14 protein-coding genes, 1 tRNA gene and 1 other annotated feature are annotated in these 16,174 nt (G+C 35.4%); all 15 genes read left to right on the top strand.

What is annotated here, in order from left to right; genetic code table 11:
- Nucleotides 1-95: 95 nt before the first annotated feature.
- The 15 genes from sigH to fusA all read left to right on the top strand — a co-directional run bounded on the left by sigH (nt 96) and on the right by fusA (nt 16,147).
- Nucleotides 96-734 (top strand): RNA polymerase sporulation sigma factor SigH, encoded by a 639-nt coding sequence (gene sigH, locus JOC47_RS13365; RefSeq protein WP_204702673.1) that lies wholly within the window; start codon nt 96-98, stop codon nt 732-734.
- 242 nt (nt 735-976) lie between these two features.
- A tRNA-Thr gene (locus JOC47_RS13360) sits at nt 977-1,052 on the top strand.
- Between the two features lie 118 nt (nt 1,053-1,170).
- On the top strand, nt 1,171-2,355 hold the full coding sequence (gene tuf / locus JOC47_RS13355) for an elongation factor Tu (protein WP_204702647.1): 1,185 nt from the start codon (nt 1,171-1,173) through the stop codon (nt 2,353-2,355).
- Nucleotides 2,356-2,542: 187 nt separating this feature from the next.
- Nucleotides 2,543-2,692, top strand: coding sequence for a 50S ribosomal protein L33 (gene rpmG, locus JOC47_RS13350; RefSeq protein WP_204702671.1), 150 nt, complete (start codon nt 2,543-2,545; stop codon nt 2,690-2,692).
- 91 nt (nt 2,693-2,783) lie between these two features.
- Nucleotides 2,784-2,987 (top strand): preprotein translocase subunit SecE, encoded by a 204-nt coding sequence (gene secE / locus JOC47_RS13345; protein WP_204702669.1) that lies wholly within the window; start codon nt 2,784-2,786, stop codon nt 2,985-2,987.
- A 41-nt stretch (nt 2,988-3,028) separates the two neighbouring features.
- Nucleotides 3,029-3,568 (top strand): transcription termination/antitermination protein NusG, encoded by a 540-nt coding sequence (gene nusG, locus JOC47_RS13340; RefSeq protein ID WP_204702667.1) that lies wholly within the window; start codon nt 3,029-3,031, stop codon nt 3,566-3,568.
- A gap of 16 nt (nt 3,569-3,584) precedes the next feature.
- Nucleotides 3,585-4,010 carry a 50S ribosomal protein L11 gene (rplK, locus tag JOC47_RS13335; protein WP_204702665.1) on the top strand — a complete coding sequence of 142 codons (426 nt, stop codon included), beginning with the start codon at nt 3,585-3,587 and terminating at the stop codon, nt 4,008-4,010.
- Between the two features lie 61 nt (nt 4,011-4,071).
- Nucleotides 4,072-4,767, top strand: coding sequence for a 50S ribosomal protein L1 (rplA, locus tag JOC47_RS13330; RefSeq protein WP_204702663.1), 696 nt, complete (start codon nt 4,072-4,074; stop codon nt 4,765-4,767).
- Between the two features lie 56 nt (nt 4,768-4,823).
- Nucleotides 4,824-5,011, top strand: a sequence feature (ribosomal protein L10 leader region).
- A 17-nt stretch (nt 5,012-5,028) separates the two neighbouring features.
- The gene (gene rplJ, locus JOC47_RS13325) at nt 5,029-5,550 is read left to right on the top strand and encodes a 50S ribosomal protein L10 (RefSeq protein ID WP_204702661.1); all 522 of its coding nucleotides are present in this window, start codon (nt 5,029-5,031) and stop codon (nt 5,548-5,550) included.
- 41 nt (nt 5,551-5,591) lie between these two features.
- Nucleotides 5,592-5,963, top strand: coding sequence for a 50S ribosomal protein L7/L12 (gene rplL, locus JOC47_RS13320; RefSeq protein ID WP_204702659.1), 372 nt, complete (start codon nt 5,592-5,594; stop codon nt 5,961-5,963).
- A 280-nt stretch (nt 5,964-6,243) separates the two neighbouring features.
- A complete protein-coding gene (gene rpoB / locus JOC47_RS13315) occupies nt 6,244-9,498 on the top strand; it encodes a DNA-directed RNA polymerase subunit beta (protein WP_204702657.1) in 3,255 nt (1,084 codons plus the stop codon).
- A 33-nt stretch (nt 9,499-9,531) separates the two neighbouring features.
- Complete coding sequence (rpoC, locus tag JOC47_RS13310) at nt 9,532-12,966, top strand: DNA-directed RNA polymerase subunit beta' (protein ID WP_204702655.1); 3,435 nt, start codon at nt 9,532-9,534, stop codon at nt 12,964-12,966.
- Between the two features lie 190 nt (nt 12,967-13,156).
- Nucleotides 13,157-13,531 (top strand): 30S ribosomal protein S12, encoded by a 375-nt coding sequence (rpsL, locus tag JOC47_RS13305; RefSeq protein WP_204702653.1) that lies wholly within the window; start codon nt 13,157-13,159, stop codon nt 13,529-13,531.
- Nucleotides 13,532-13,568: 37 nt separating this feature from the next.
- On the top strand, nt 13,569-14,042 hold the full coding sequence (gene rpsG, locus JOC47_RS13300) for a 30S ribosomal protein S7 (RefSeq protein WP_204702651.1): 474 nt from the start codon (nt 13,569-13,571) through the stop codon (nt 14,040-14,042).
- 32 nt (nt 14,043-14,074) lie between these two features.
- Nucleotides 14,075-16,147 carry an elongation factor G gene (gene fusA, locus JOC47_RS13295; RefSeq protein ID WP_204702649.1) on the top strand — a complete coding sequence of 691 codons (2,073 nt, stop codon included), beginning with the start codon at nt 14,075-14,077 and terminating at the stop codon, nt 16,145-16,147.
- Nucleotides 16,148-16,174 lie beyond the last annotated feature (27 nt).

Here is a 16,174-nt window from a genome sequence, read left to right as displayed (position 1 = left end):
GAAAAAGTTACTGAGCGTTATTTCTTGACGTGTGAGAATTATATAAGTTATAATAAAGAATATATTTAAAGTCCCACAGGGTGGAGGGATTGTGATTGAATGCTAAGTTAAATGAATATAGTGACTATAGAGATATGACAGATGATGAAGTAGTTGATTTGGCCCAAGAAGGTAATGCACTAGCATTTGAATATTTAATCAAAAAGTATAAAAATTTCGTTAAAGCTCGTTCTAATTCTTATTTTTTAATTGGTGCTGATAGTGATGATATTGTACAAGAAGGAATGATTGGGTTATATAAAGCTATTAGGGACTACAAGAAAGAAGAGTTAGCTTCTTTCTTTTCTTTTGCAGAATTGTGTATTACAAGACAGATTATTACGGCTATTAAAACTGCTACTCGTCAAAAGCATCAACCATTGAACTCTTATGTATCTTTGGACAAACCAATTTTTCATGCAGATTCTAATCGGACTTTACTAGATGTTTTAGAGGGGAGTAAATTAGATAATCCAGAAAGATTAGTTGTTAGTGATGAAATTTATGATATTTTAGAAAGTAATATTCAAAATATGTTAAGTGAGCTAGAATTAAAAGTCTTACAGGAGTACTTAAAAGGGCGCAGTTATCAAGATATTGCTAATAGTTTAGGGCGTCATGTTAAGTCAGTAGATAATGCTTTGCAGCGAGTGAAGAAAAAGCTAGAGGATTTATTAGAAGAAAAAAATATATAATTAGTTCAAGTATAAGTTTAAGTATAATAAATATGATTCGATATTAAGAAGCTAATTTTAAGACTCAAACTAAAACTCAGACTTAAATTTTTATAATAAGTTAATTTTATTCTTGACCTCTAAAAGTAAAAATCATATAATAATATTTAGTATTGTGATTTAGAAGATATTTCAATTTAATAACTTTAGGCTAGGGGGCTTGCGGTTTATCGCCTAGTCTATTCTTTATTATTATAAAATTGGCCCACATAGCTCAGGCGGTAGAGCGCATCCATGGTAAGGATGAGGTCACCGGTTCAATTCCGGTTGTGGGCTCCAGAATTAAAAAAATGAAAAGTTGGCAAATTATTTTGATTTATACTTGCAACTTATTTATAATAAATAATATAGATGGAAATTCAATGTAAATCACTACATATTTCAGGGGGGAAAAATAATGGCAAAAGAAAAGTTTGAAAGAACGAAACCACATATTAATATTGGTACAATTGGACACGTTGATCATGGTAAGACAACAACAACAGCAGCAATCACAAAAGTATTATCTCAAGACGAAGATAGTGTGGCGAATTTTGAGGATATTGACAATGCCCCAGAGGAAAAAGAAAGAGGTATTACAATTGCAACATCTCACGTAGAGTATGAAACAGAGAATAGACACTATGCTCACGTAGACTGCCCAGGACACGCAGACTATGTAAAGAACATGATCACTGGTGCAGCGCAGATGGATGGATCTTTATTAATCGTATCTGCAGCAGACGGACCAATGCCGCAGACAAGAGAACACTTGCTATTAGCTCGTCAGGTAGGAGTTCCGAGAATAGTAGTATTCTTAAACAAAGCAGATATGGTTGATGACGAAGAATTAATCGAATTAGTAGAGATGGAAGTAAGAGACTTATTAAATGAATATGAATTTGATGGAGATAATGCTCCAGTAATTGTAGGGTCTGCTCTAAAAGCACTAGAAGAACCAGATAGTGAATGGGGCGAAAAGATTCTAGAATTAATGGATGCAATTGATGAGTATATTCCTACTCCAGAGAGAGATACAGACAAAGATTTCTTAATGCCAGTAGAAGATGTATTTAGTATTACAGGACGTGGAACAGTAGCAACTGGTAGAGTAGAAACAGGAGTAGTAAATGTAGGAGATGAAGTAGAACTAGTAGGAATTAAAGAGACAGAAGAAACAGTAATTACAGGATTAGAAATGTTTAGAAAAGAGATGGAACAATCTCAAGCAGGAGATAATGTAGGTGCATTATTAAGAGGTATTGATAAAGAAGATATTGAAAGAGGTCAAGTACTAGCAACACCAGGAACAATTACACCTCATACTAAGTTTAAAGCAGAGGTATATGTGCTAGGAAAAGACGAAGGTGGGCGACATACACCATTCTTTGATGGTTATAAGCCGCAGTTTTATTTCCGAACAACAGACGTAACAGGAACAATTAACTTACCAGAAGATGTAGAAATGGTAATGCCAGGAGACAACATTGAGATGGATGCAGAATTAATTTCTCCAATTGCAATGGATGAAGGATTAAGATTTGCAATTAGAGAAGGTGGAAAGACAGTAGGAGCTGGCGTTGTTACTGAAATTATTGAGTAATCAATTGCTCTTTTAGGGCAATAGAATAGAATTTGTAGAAAAGCGGGTGTTTAATTGCCTGCTTTTCTATTAGTTTAGGGAATGAAATTGTCACCTATAAAATATTGACTTTTATATCAAGATATGATAAAGTAGACAAGGCGTAGTTTTGAATGAATCGATTTGTTTTCCTGAGGAGGTGGCAGCTGTGAGAGAAATAATTACTTTAGCTTGTACAGAGTGTAACAGAAGAAACTATTCGACGACTAAAAACACTAAAAACCAACGCGACCGTTTGGAACTAAAGAAGTATTGTAAGTTCTGCCAGAGTCATACTCTGCATAAAGAGACGAGATAGATTGACTGGAAATTCAAATTGTGAATTATTTTAAATAGTGGTTTTGCCAAGCAACTAACAGGTCAATCTTAATAATGAGGATGTGGAATAAATGGCTAAACGAAATTTTTGGGAAAAGACAAAAAAGTTCTTGAGGGAAGTAAAAATTGAACTTAAGAAGGTTAATTGGCCTAATCAAAAAGAAGTATTTTCTTATACATTAGTTGTTTTAGTAACAGTTTTATTCGTAGCTTTATTCATCGGAGGAATTGATTTACTAGTTTCAAAGTTGATTAGTCCTATTATCTTCAATTAGGGAGGTGTGGGATCAGAAGTTAGTTAGATCCCATTAATATTATGAGTGATGAGAAAGAGTATGGTTGGTATGCCATTCACACTTATTCTGGTCGAGAAAATAAAGTAGAAAAAAATTTAGAACAAAGAGTTAAGAGTACTGGAATGGAAGAAAAGATTGTGGATGTCTTAATTCCAACTGAAGATGAAGTAGAAATGAAAGATGGGGAAGAAACAGTTAAGAAGAATGAAATTTTCCCTGGCTATGTATTGATCAAGATGGTAATGGATGATGACTCTTGGTATGTAGTACGCAATACTCCTGGAGTTATTGGTTTTGCGAGTGCTGGAACTAATCCAGTGCCAGTATCTGAAGAAGAAGTACGTAGAATCAAGCAAGATATGGGTATGGATGTAATTAGTAAAGTTGATATAGATTTAGAAGTAGGAGACAAAGTAAAAGTAACTGATGGAGTATTAGATGACCATGTAGGAGAAATCAAAGAAATTGATTATCAAAAACAGGAATTAACTGTTTTGGTATCAATGTTTGGTCGTTCAACTCCGGTTGAATTAGAGTTTGACCAAGTAGAAAAAGCATAATGAGGAGGTGCAAACAATGGCAAAAAAAGTTGTAGGACAAATTAGTTTACAAATTCCTGCTGGAGAAGCAAATCCTGCTCCGCCGGTTGGCCCAGCATTAGGTCAGCATGGAGTTAATATTATGGAGTTCTGTAAAGCATTTAATGCTAAAACTGCAGACCAAGCTGGAAATATTATTCCGGTTGAGATTACAGTTTATGCAGATAGATCTTTTGACTTTATTACTAAGACTCCACCGGCTGCTGAATTATTAAAGAAAGCTGCTGGTATTGAAACTGCTTCTGGTGAACCAAATGTTAATAAGGTAGGAACTGTTAATTTGGATGATGTACAGGAAATTGCTGAAACAAAAATGGAAGACTTAAATGCTGCTTCTTTAGAAGCTGCTATGAGTATGATTAAAGGTACTGCACGAAGCATGGGTCTTGAAGTTGAAGAGTAAATCATAAAAAATATAAATCTGTGGGAGGTAGTACCGTTATTACCACAAGGAGGTATTTGTAATGTCTAAAAGATATGAAGAAGCGTTGGAACAAGTTGATTTGGAGAAGAAGTATGATATTAAGCCTGCACTAGAGTTAGCTAAAGAAACTGCTACTGCTAACTTTGATGAAACAATCGAAGTTTCAGTTCGATTGGGTATCGATCCTGGGCAAAATGATCAACAGGTACGAGATACTGTTGTTCTTCCTGAAGGAACTGGGAAAGAAGTTAAAGTAATTGCTTTTGCTCAAGGAGAAAAGGTGAAAGAAGCCGAGCAAGCTGGTGCTGATGTTGTAGGGGGCGAAGAACTAGCTGAAAGAATTCAAGATGGATGGATGGATTTTGATGCTGTAGTTGCGACTCCTGATATGATGCAAGTTGTTGGAAAATTAGGACCTATTTTAGGACCACAAGGTTTAATGCCTAATCCTAAAACTGGAACAGTAACTTTTGATTTGGAAAGAGCTATTAGTGACCTTAAAGCTGGTAAGATTGAATATCGAGCTGATAAAGCTGGTAATGTTAACGTTCCACTTGGGAAAGCTAGTTTTGAGTTAGATGAATTGTATAATAACTTCGAAACTTTCACTGACGCTTTAATCAGATCTCGACCTAGCGGAGTAAAAGGTAGATACATTTTAAATATTGCTGTATCTGCTACTATGGGTCCAGGAGTTAAAATTGATAGAGATGAAGTTTTGAAGTTATTTAAATAAATCTTCGAAATTTCTTGACGTGACTTAGAAAAAGTGTTAAAATCCTAGTTGTGTGTTGAAAATAGAATATTCAACCAAAGACAGTAGGTGCTGTTATAGCTTAAATTTACCTGCCGAGGTTGGAGTGATAATGCCTTGAATTTGTTATTTCCTAGGCTCATTTAGCTGTGAAAATAACAAATTACAGCATAGATTTCAGTATCAGTCTCCAGCTTGCGGCAGCGGAGACTTTTTTACTTTTTTGAAACTGGAGGTGACAAGATGGCCACAAAAGAGAAAAAGAAAGTTATAGATGAATTAACTACAAAGTTTGATAAAGCTAAATCAGCAGTTTTGACAGATTACCGTGGTTTGAATGTAGAGCAAATGACAAAATTGAGAGAAAAGCTGCGGGAAGCTGGAGTTGATTATAAAGTTGCTAAAAACACATTAGCTTATTTAGCAGCTAAAGAAGCTGGCTGTGAAGAAATTGAAGAATATTTGAGCGGTCCAACTGCTATTGCATTTTCAGAAGAGGACCCAGTTGCTCCAGCAAAGATTTTATCAGAATTTGCTGAGGAAAATGAGGCTCTAGAGATAAAATCAGGTTTATTAGATAAAGAAGTGCTTGATACTAATGAAGTTAAATCATTAGCTGATGTGCCATCAAGAGAAGAATTACTTGGTAGACTTGCAAGTGGATTGAAGCGACCTCTTAATGGTTTAGTTCACTGCTTAAAAGACCCAGTAAAAAGTTTAGCTCATGTACTTAAAGCAGTGAAAGATGAAAAAGAGGAAAATTAAAATAATTTAAATTAACGAAAACAAACAGGGAGGAAATAAAAATGTCTAAAGAAGAAATTTTAGAAGCGATTGAAGAGATGTCTGTTCTAGAACTTGTTGAGTTGGTTGAGGAGATTGAAGAAAGATTTGATGTAACTGCAGCTGCTCCTGTAGCAATGGCTGGAGGTGCTGCTGGTGGCGGTGCTGATGAAGAAGAAGAGCAAACTGATTTTGATGTTGTTATTACTTCTGCTGGAAGCAGTAAGATTAAAGTAATTAAGGCTGTTCGAGAAGTTACTGACTTAGGTCTTAAAGATGCTAAGTCTTTAGTTGATGACTTACCTGCAACAGTAAAAGAAGCACTTGAAGAAGAAGAAGCAGAAGAAATCAAAGAAGACTTAGAAGATGCTGGAGCTGAAGTTGAGCTTAAGTAACTGCTAACAATAAAATGAATATTTTTAAATAAAAAAAGCACTCTGTTTTGAAACAGAGTGCTTTTTTACCTCGGTTAACTTTTATCTTGACAATATTTTTTTAATGTGTTACTATTACTTATTGTTACGACTAGAATATTAGTGGTTTAGCTAAAAGTGCATATTAGAATTTGAAGATGTAAATAATACTCTTTAAGGCTTATAAAGCTTTGATTTATAAATTAAATATATAAAGATGTTAGTTGCCATCGTGATAAAAACCTCGGAGGTGATGATTTTCATGGCCAATCCATCACATTCAATTACTAGGCAAAGGCGTAGTTTTTCAAAAGTTGAGCCTGGTATGGATGTCCCTTATTTAATTAAGACACAGAAGAAATCTTATGAATGGTTTTTAGAAGAAGCAATTTTGAATTTGTTTGATGAAATCTCTCCAATTACTGACTTTTCAGAAAATCTAGTATTAGAATTTATTGATTACTCTTTAGACGAACCAAAATATGACCGAGTTGAAAGTAAAAATCGAGATGTAAGTTATGAAGCTGCTTTAAATGCTAAAGTGAGATTGATTAATCAAGACACCGGAGAAATAAAAGAACAAGATGTGTTTATGACTAATTTCCCACTTATGACTGATAAAGGAACATTTATCATCAATGGTGCGGAAAGAGTTGTAGTTAATCAGTTGATTCGATCTTCAGGTACTTTCTTTGATAAAGAAATAATTAAAGATGGTCGAATTTTATACGGAGGGAGTTTAATTCCTAACCGTGGTGCATGGATTGAATTTAAGTATGATAAGAAAGCAATAATCAGTGTTAGAGTTGACCGAAATCGAAAGATAAAAGGAACTGTTTTATTGCGAGCATTAGGATATGGAACTGATGCAGAATTATTGGATTTGTTTGATAATCACCCAATAATTCAAGATACTATTGAACGAGATAATACTGAAACACAAGAAGAAGCATTAATTGAGTTGTATAAGAATCAGCGACCTGGAGAACCACCAACAGTGGAAAGTGCACAAAACTTAATTGAATCTCTATTTTTTGATCCAAAACGATATGATTTAGCAAAAGTAGGTCGTTATAAAATTAATAAAAAATTAGGATTGGATATTGATCCTGAAAGAAGAACATTAACTAAAGAAGATATCGTAGAAACTGTACGTTATCTACTAAGATTAGTTGATGAAGAAGATGATGCCAAAGTAGATGACATTGACCACTTAGGTAATCGTCGATTAAAGACTGTAGGAGAATTATTACAGAATCAATTTAGAATTGGTTTATCTAGAATGGAACGGGTAGTAAGAGAAAGAATGACTATCCAAGATCTAGATGTAATCACTCCCCAAAATTTAATCAATACTAGACCAGTTGCTGCTGCTATTAAAGAATTCTTTGGTAGTGGTCAGTTATCTCAGTTTATGGATCAAACTAATCCATTGTCCGAATTAACTCACAAAAGAAGGATGAGTGCCTTAGGACCAGGTGGATTAAGTCGAGAAAGAGCTGGGTTTGATGTACGTGATGTACACCATACGCATTATGGTCGTATTTGTCCGATTGAGACTCCAGAGGGACCTAACATTGGTCTTATTGGGTCATTATGTATCTTTGGAGAAACTAATGAGTTTGGATTTATTGAAACTCCTTATCGTAAAGTGGTTGATGGGCAGGCAACTGATGAAATAAAATATTTAAATGCTGCTGAGGAAGATGACTATGTCATCACTCAGGCTAATGAGCCATTAGATGAAGATGGCAATTTAGAGCATGATGAAGTATTTGCTCGACATAATGGGGAAGAAATTAAAACAAGCCCAGAAAAAGTTGATTATATAGATGTTGCTCCTAATCAAATCATTGGAGTTTCTGCAGCGTTAATTCCATTCTTAGAGAATGATGATGCTAACCGAGCTTTAATGGGAGCAAATATGCAGCGTCAGGCTGTACCTTTATTAAAAACTGATGCACCAAGAGTAGGTACAGGTATTGAATATGCTGCAGCTAAAGATTCAGGTGCCACAGCAGTTGCTAAAAATGCTGGTGAAGTAATGAGAGTAACTGGTGAAAAAATATTAATTAAAACTGATGATGGTACAGTAGATAGATATGATTTAACTAAATTTGCTCGTTCTAACCAAGGGAGCTGTATAAACCAAAAGCCAATTGTTCGTAAAGGCGATTATGTAGAAGCAGGAACAATCATTGCTGATGGTCCTGCTACTGATAAAGGTGAATTAGCTTTAGGTCGTAATTGTACAGTTGCATTTATGGCTTGGGAAGGATACAATTACGAGGATGCTATTTTAATAAATGAAAACTTAGTTAAAGAAGATGGATTAACTTCTATTCATATTGAAGAATATGAAGCAGAAGCTAGAGATACTAAATTAGGTCCTGAAGAAATCACTCGAGAAATTCCTAATGTGGGCGATGAGGCTCTAAAAGATTTAGATGAGCGAGGAATTATTCGAGAAGGAGCTGAAGTTGAAGCTGGAGATATTTTAGTAGGAAAAGTAACGCCAAAAGGAGAAAAAGAGCTTTCTGCTGAAGAGAGATTATTAAGAGCTATCTTTGGGGAGAAAGCAAGAGAAGTTCGCGATACATCATTAAAAGTTCCTCATGGTGAAGAAGGAATAGTAGTTGATGTTAAAGTCTTTGACCGTGAAGATGGCGATGATTTGAAGACTGGAGTTAATAAGCTAGTCAGAGTTTATGTAGCTAAGAAATTAAAGATTACTGTAGGAGATAAGTTAGCAGGCCGTCACGGTAATAAGGGTGTAATTTCAAGAATTTTACCTGAAGAAGATATGCCTTATTTACCAAATGGAGAACCAGTAGAGATAGTGTTAAATCCACTGGGGGTACCATCAAGAATGAATATTGGGCAGGTATTAGAGACTCATTTAGGAATGGCTGCTCAAGAATTAGATATTTATACTTCAACTCCAGTATTTAATGGTGCTACTGAAGAAGAAGTAGAAGATACTCTTGAAGAAGCAGGCTTGCCAAGAGATGGAAAAACAAAGCTTTATGATGGTAGAACAGGAGAAGCGTTTGAAAATAGAGTAACTGTAGGTGTAATGTATATGCTTAAGTTACACCACTTAGCTCATGATAAATTACACGGACGTTCTACTGGTCCATATTCCTTAGTAACTCAACAGCCACTAGGTGGTAAAGCACAGTTCGGTGGACAGCGATTTGGTGAAATGGAAGTTTGGGCTTTAGAGGCTTATGGTGCTGCAAATACGTTACAAGAGATGCTTACGGTTAAATCAGACGATGTTGTAGGTAGAGTGCAAGCTTATGAATCAATTGTTAAAGATGAAAACATTCCTGAACCGGGGATCCCTGAATCCTTTAAAGTATTAATTAAAGAGATGCAGAGTATTGGACTTGATGCAAAAATTTATTCTGAGGAAGAAGAATTGTCCATTGAAGAAGAAGAAATTGATGAAACAGATACAAAGAAACTTGGGTTAGATATTGCTTCCGAGGATGATGGGGAAGACGAAGAATAAATAAAATTATTGAAGAGGGGGAGTGAATAACCCTTGTTTAATGTAAATAGTTTTGATTCAATGGAAATTGGATTAGCCTCACCAGAAAAAATTAGGTCCTGGTCAAGTGGTGAGGTTAAGAAACCAGAAACAATTAATTATAGAACTTTGAAGCCAGAAAAAGAAGGATTATTTTGTGAAAAGATTTTTGGACCGACAAAAGATTATGAATGTCATTGTGGAAAATATAAACGAGTTAGATATAAAGGAGTAGTTTGTGACCGTTGTGGTGTAGAGGTCACTAAATCTAAAGTAAGACGTGAAAGAATGGGGCATATTGAACTAGCGGCTCCGGTATCTCATATTTGGTACTTTAAGGGGATTCCAAGTCGTTTAGGAATAGTAATGGATATGTCGCCTCGTTCATTAGAGAAAGCTCTTTATTTCGTATCCTATATTGTCATTGATCCTGGTGATACTCCATTAAGTAAGAAACAGTTATTAAGTGAGAGTGAATACCGAGATGCTAAACAGAAATATGGCAATGATTTTGAAGCGGGTATGGGAGCTGAAGCAATTAAGAAGATATTAAAAAATATTGATTTAGCTGCTGAAATAAAAGAGATTCGAGAAGAAATCCAAGGTATTTCCGGTCAAAGAAGAAAAAGAGCTGTCAGACGATTAAAAGTATTAGAAGGGTTAAAAGACTCAGGTAATAATCCAGAGTGGATGGTTTTAGAAGTATTACCAGTAATTCCACCTGAATTAAGACCAATGGTTCAATTAGATGGAGGAAGATTTGCTACTTCTGATTTAAATGATCTTTATCGTCGTGTTATTAATCGAAATAATCGATTAAAAAGATTATTAGACCTTGGTGCTCCTGATATTATTATTCGTAATGAGAAAAGAATGTTACAGGAAGCAGTAGATGCATTAATTGATAATGGACGAAGAGGTCGTCCAGTAACTGGAGCTAATAATCGACCACTGAAATCTTTAAGTGATATGCTGAAAGGTAAGCAAGGACGTTTCCGTCAAAACTTATTAGGTAAGCGTGTTGATTATTCTGGACGTTCAGTTATTGTAGTAGGTCCTGATTTAAATATTGACCAATGTGGATTACCACGAAAAATGGCTTTAGAATTATTTAAGCCATTTGTGATGAAAGGGTTAGTTGATCGGGATTTAGCTCATAATATTAAGAGTGCTAAGAGTATGGTGGAAAACGGTGATGGCGAAGTCTGGGATGTGCTAGAAGATGTAATCCAAGAACATCCTGTGTTGTTAAATCGTGCTCCAACATTACACAGATTGGGAATCCAAGCATTTGAGCCTATTTTAGTAGAAGGAAAAGCTATTAAAATTCATCCATTAGTTTGTCCAGCATATAACGCGGACTTTGATGGTGACCAAATGGCAGTACACGTACCTTTATCTGCTGAAGCTCAGGCTGAATGTAGATCAATGATGTTATCCACATATAACTTGCTGTCTCCAGCACATGGAGAAGCAATTGCGGTACCGACTCAAGATATGGTACTAGGTGCTTATTATTTAACTATTTTAGATGATGATGCCAAAGGTAAGAATAAATTCTTTGGTTCAGTTGATGAAGTAATTAAAGCTTATGAAAGCGATAGAGTTACTTTACAGACTAAGATAAAATATAGAAAAGAAAATGGCGAATGGATTGAAACAGGCGTAGGACGTGTGATCTTTAATTCTATTTTGCCGGAAGAATTTGAATTCTATAATGTAGTTGTAGATAAAGGCAAATTGGGAGAAATTGTGACACGTTGTCATAAAGAGCTTGGCCCTAATCAAACTGGTGAAACATTAAATGATATCAAAAACTTAACTTTTGATTATGCTACAAAATCTGGTATTACTATTGGTGTTACTGATGTAGCCATTCCAGATGAAAAAGAAGATATCTTAGAGGAATCAGAAGAAACAGTTAAGAAGATAGAAAAACAATATCGTCGTGGTTTAATTACTGATGAAGAACGTTATCAGAAGACGATAGATGTTTGGGGTGAAGCTAAAGATCAAGTTACAGAAGCCTTAATCGATAACTTAGATAAATTTAATCCAATTTATATGATGGCTACTTCTGGTGCGAGAGGTAATACTTCTCAGATTACTCAGCTTGGTGGTATGCGTGGTTTGATGTCTGATCCATCGGGTCGAATCATTGATATGCCGATTAAAGCTTGCTTTAGAGAAGGTTTAACTGTGTTAGAATACTTTATTTCTACTCACGGTGCTCGAAAAGGATTAGCCGATACTGCTTTAAGAACTGCTGACTCTGGTTATTTAACTAGAAGATTAGTTGATGTGTCACAAGATGTAGTAGTGCAAGAAAAAGATTGTGGTACTGAAGAAGGATTAGTAGTTGAGCCAGTTAGACGAGATGGTGAAATAATTGAAGGTCTAGTAGAAAGAATCACAGGCCGCATAGCTTCAAAAGATATTACCCATCCAGAAACTGGTGAAGTAATAGTTGAAGAAGGCGAACTAATCGAAGAAGAACAAGCTCAGTCGATAACTGCAGCTGGAATTGAAGCGGTTGAAATTAGAAACGTCTTAACTTGCCAAACTGAAGATGGCGTCTGTCAGAAATGTTACGGACGTAATCTTGCTACTGGAAAAATGGTTGACGTTGGAGAAGCAATTGGAATTATGGCTGCTCAATCAATTGGTGAACCTGGTACTCAGTTAACGATGAGAACTTTCCACACTGGTGGAGTTGCTGGAGATGATATCACACAAGGTTTACCACGTGTAGAAGAGCTATTTGAAGCTAGAAGTCCGAAGGGACAGGCAGTTGTAACTGAGTTAGATGGAACAGCTAATATTGTAGAAAAGGGCAATTCTTATAAGGCGGTAATTAAAACAGATGATGGACGTCAAAAGACTTATCAATTGCCATATGGTTCAGAGATAATAGTATCTGATGGTGACCGTGTTGAAGCGGGAGATAAATTAACTAAAGGTCCTATGGATCCAGAAGATATATTAAATATTGCTGGAAAGAGAGATGTACAAAAGTATTTATTAAAAGAAGTACAGAATGTATATAGATCTCAGGGTGTAGGAATTAATGATAAACACATTGAGGTAGTTATTAGACAGATGATGAGCAAAGTTAAAATTAAAGAAGCTGGTGAAACAGATTTATTACCTGGAGATTTAGTTGATGTCTTTGAATTTGAAGAAGAGAATGAAAAGGCAATCGCTAATGAAAAAGAACCTGCAACTGCAATTCCGCAGTTATTAGGTATCACTAAAGCTTCATTAAATACTGAGAGCTTCTTATCTGCAGCTTCTTTCCAGGAAACAACAAGAGTATTAACTGAATCTGCTCTAGAAGGAAAGCAAGATAACTTGAAAGGTCTGAAAGAAAATGTTATTATTGGCCAATTAATTCCTGCTGGAACAGGTATGAAGCAATATCGAGATGCTGAACCAGAAATTGTAGAATAAAAAGCAAAAAAATGTTGACAGGCATAAAAGTAAATGTTAAAATTCTTAAGTGTGTTGTAATAATGTAATCAAAATTAATTTAGCTAAAATCAAATTAATGATAAAATTTATCTAAGATAATAAACAAAAGGGGCTTAGTGCTCCTTTTGTTTAACAGTTTTTATAAAATTTTGGAAGGGGGTGTAGTTTAATGCCTACAATAAACCAATTAGTTCGTAAAGGAAGAAATAAGGTTAAAAAGAAAAAAGGTGCTAGAGCATTAGAAGGAGCACCGCAAAAAAGAGGAGTTTGTACTAGAGTTTATACTGCTACTCCTAAAAAGCCTAACTCGGCCCTGAGAAAAGTTGCTCGTGTAAGATTAACTAATGGAAAAGAAGTAACTGCTTATATCCCAGGTATTGGGCATAATTTGCAGGAACACTCTGTAGTATTAGTTAGAGGTGGTCGTGTAAAAGACTTACCAGGTGTGAGATATACTATTGTACGTGGTACTTTAGATACTGCTGGAGTTGAAGACAGAAAGCAAGGTCGTTCAAAATATGGAGTAAAAAAGCCTAGTGAGTAAAGTATAGCTATTAGTTAAATGGAAGGAGGGAAATTAAATGTCTGAAGATAACAATACAAAAGCTCGAAGAGATGTAGCAGTTGATCCAGTATATAATAGTAAGCTAGTAACTCGCTTTATTAATAAAATAATGTATGATGGAAAAAAGAGCTTAGCTGAAAACATTTTTTATGATGCAATGGATATAGTTGAAGAAAAAACTGGTGAAAACTCTTTAGAGGTTCTAAAAGAAGCTTTAAATAATGTTATGCCGGTTTTAGAAGTAATCAGCCGTCGAGTTGGAGGAGCTAACTATCAAGTTCCAGTTGAAGTTGATAAACATCGACGAATTACTTTAGGACTAAGATGGCTAGTCAATGCTGCGCGAGGTAGAAATGAAAGAAAAATGGTAGATAAGCTTGCAAATGAAATCATTGACGCTTATAATGAAGAAGGTGGAGCTGTTAGAAAGAAGGAAGATGTACATCAGATGGCAGAAGCAAACAAAGCGTTTGCTCATTATAGATGGTAAATTAAGCATATAAGATAAGGAGGGTGTTTTAAGTGCCCAGACAATTTTCGCTACAAAAGACGAGAAATATTGGTTTGATGGCTCATATTGATGCTGGTAAAACAACGACAACAGAACGTATGTTGTTCTATACAGGACGGACACACAAAATTGGTGAAACACATGATGGAGATTCGCAGATGGATTGGATGGACCAAGAGAAAGAAAGAGGTATTACAATTACTTCTGCAGCTACTACGTGTCAATGGGATGATCACAGAATTAATATCATAGACACGCCTGGACACGTGGACTTTACTGTTGAGGTAGAAAGATCTTTAAGAGTGCTTGATGGAGCTATTGGAGTTTTCTGCTCTGTTGGAGGAGTTGAACCTCAATCAGAAACTGTTTGGCGTCAGGCAGATAAGTATAATGTTCCTAAGATAGCATTTGTAAATAAGATGGATAGAACTGGTGCTGACTTTTACAATGTAGTAGATATGATGGATGAAAGAATTGATGCTAATCCAGTACCAATCCAGATTCCAATTGGTAAAGAAGAAGATTATAAAGGTTCTATCGATTTAGTTACTATGGAAGCAATTGTTTATGAAGATGAATTAGGAATTGATTATGAAAGAACTGAAATTCCTGAAGATTTAGAAGATAAGGCTCATGAATATCGAGAGCTATTAATTGAAAAGCTTTCTGATGTAGATGAAGAAATCATGATGAAATATCTAGAGGATGAAGAAATTACTGTTGAAGAAATTAAAAAGGCTCTAAGAAAAGGAACTATTGCTAATGAGTTTACTCCTGTTCTTTGCGGAACAGCATTAAAGAATAAGGGAGTGCAGCCTTTACTAGATGCAGTTGTAGAATACTTACCTGCACCAGTAGATATTCCTCCAGTGCAAGGAATTGACCCAAAGACTGAAGAGGAAATCGAAAGACCTGCAGATGATGATGCTCCATTCTCTGCATTAGCATTTAAAATCATGAGTGACCCATATGTTGGTAAGTTAGCATTCTTTAGAGTTTATTCTGGTATTTTAGAATCTGGATCTTATGTATACAACTCAACTAAGGATGAAACTGAAAGAGTTGGACGAATTGTACAGATGCACGCTAATAAGCGTGAAGATCGAGAAGAAGTATACGCTGGTGATTTAGCAGCAGCTGTTGGTTTAAAGAATACTGCTACTGGTGATACTTTATGTACAGAAGAAGACCCAGTAATTCTAGAATCAATGGAATTCCCTGAAACAGTAATTGATGTTGCTATTGAACCTAAAACTCAGGCTGATAGTGATAAATTAGGTGAAGCATTACAGAAATTAGCTGAAGAGGATCCGACATTTAATGTTCGGACTGATGAAGAAACTGGTCAGACAATTATTTCTGGAATGGGTGAATTACACTTAGAAGTAATCATTGACCGTTTAACTAGAGAATTTAATGTAGAAGCTAATATCGGTGAGCCACAAGTTGCTTATCGTGAAACTATCACTCAAAAAGCAGAAGTCGAAGGTAAGTTTATTCGACAGTCGGGTGGACGTGGACAGTATGGTCACGTAGTTATGGAAGTAGAACCTTTAGAAGCTGGAGAAGGCTTTGAATTTGAAGATAACATTGTTGGTGGAGTTGTCCCTAAAGATTATATTAGTTCCGTTGAAGAGGGAGCAAAAGAAGCTTTAGACAATGGAATTTTAGCTGGATATCCAGTTGTGGATGTAAAAGTTAGTCTTGAAGATGGTTCTCACCACGAAGTTGACTCTTCTGAAATGGCATTTAAAATAGCAGGTTCTATGGCTATTAGAGAACAGTCTTATAAATTAAAGCCTGTTCTATTAGAACCAGTTATGAAAGTTGAAGTAACAACTCCTGAAGAATATATGGGAGATGTTATTGGTGACCTTAACAGTCGACGTGGTCAAGTAGAAGGAATGGAACAACGAGGAAATGCTAAGATTATTAATGGTTATGTTCCATTGTCCGAAATGTTTGGTTATGCGACTGATTTACGCTCTAATACACAGGGTCGTGCTCAATATGTAATGCAGATGGATCACTATGAAGAAGTACCGCAAAATATTGCTAAAGAGATTATCGAAGAAGAAAAATAAATTAATTTAAGTTAAAATTCAAATGGG

This window comes from Halanaerobacter jeridensis (genome assembly GCF_016908315.1).
GTDB lineage: Bacteria > Bacillota > Halanaerobiia > Halobacteroidales > Halobacteroidaceae > Halanaerobacter > Halanaerobacter jeridensis.
The sequence above is the reverse complement of the archived record's forward strand: the minus strand, read 5'-3'. Positions and strand labels throughout refer to the sequence as shown.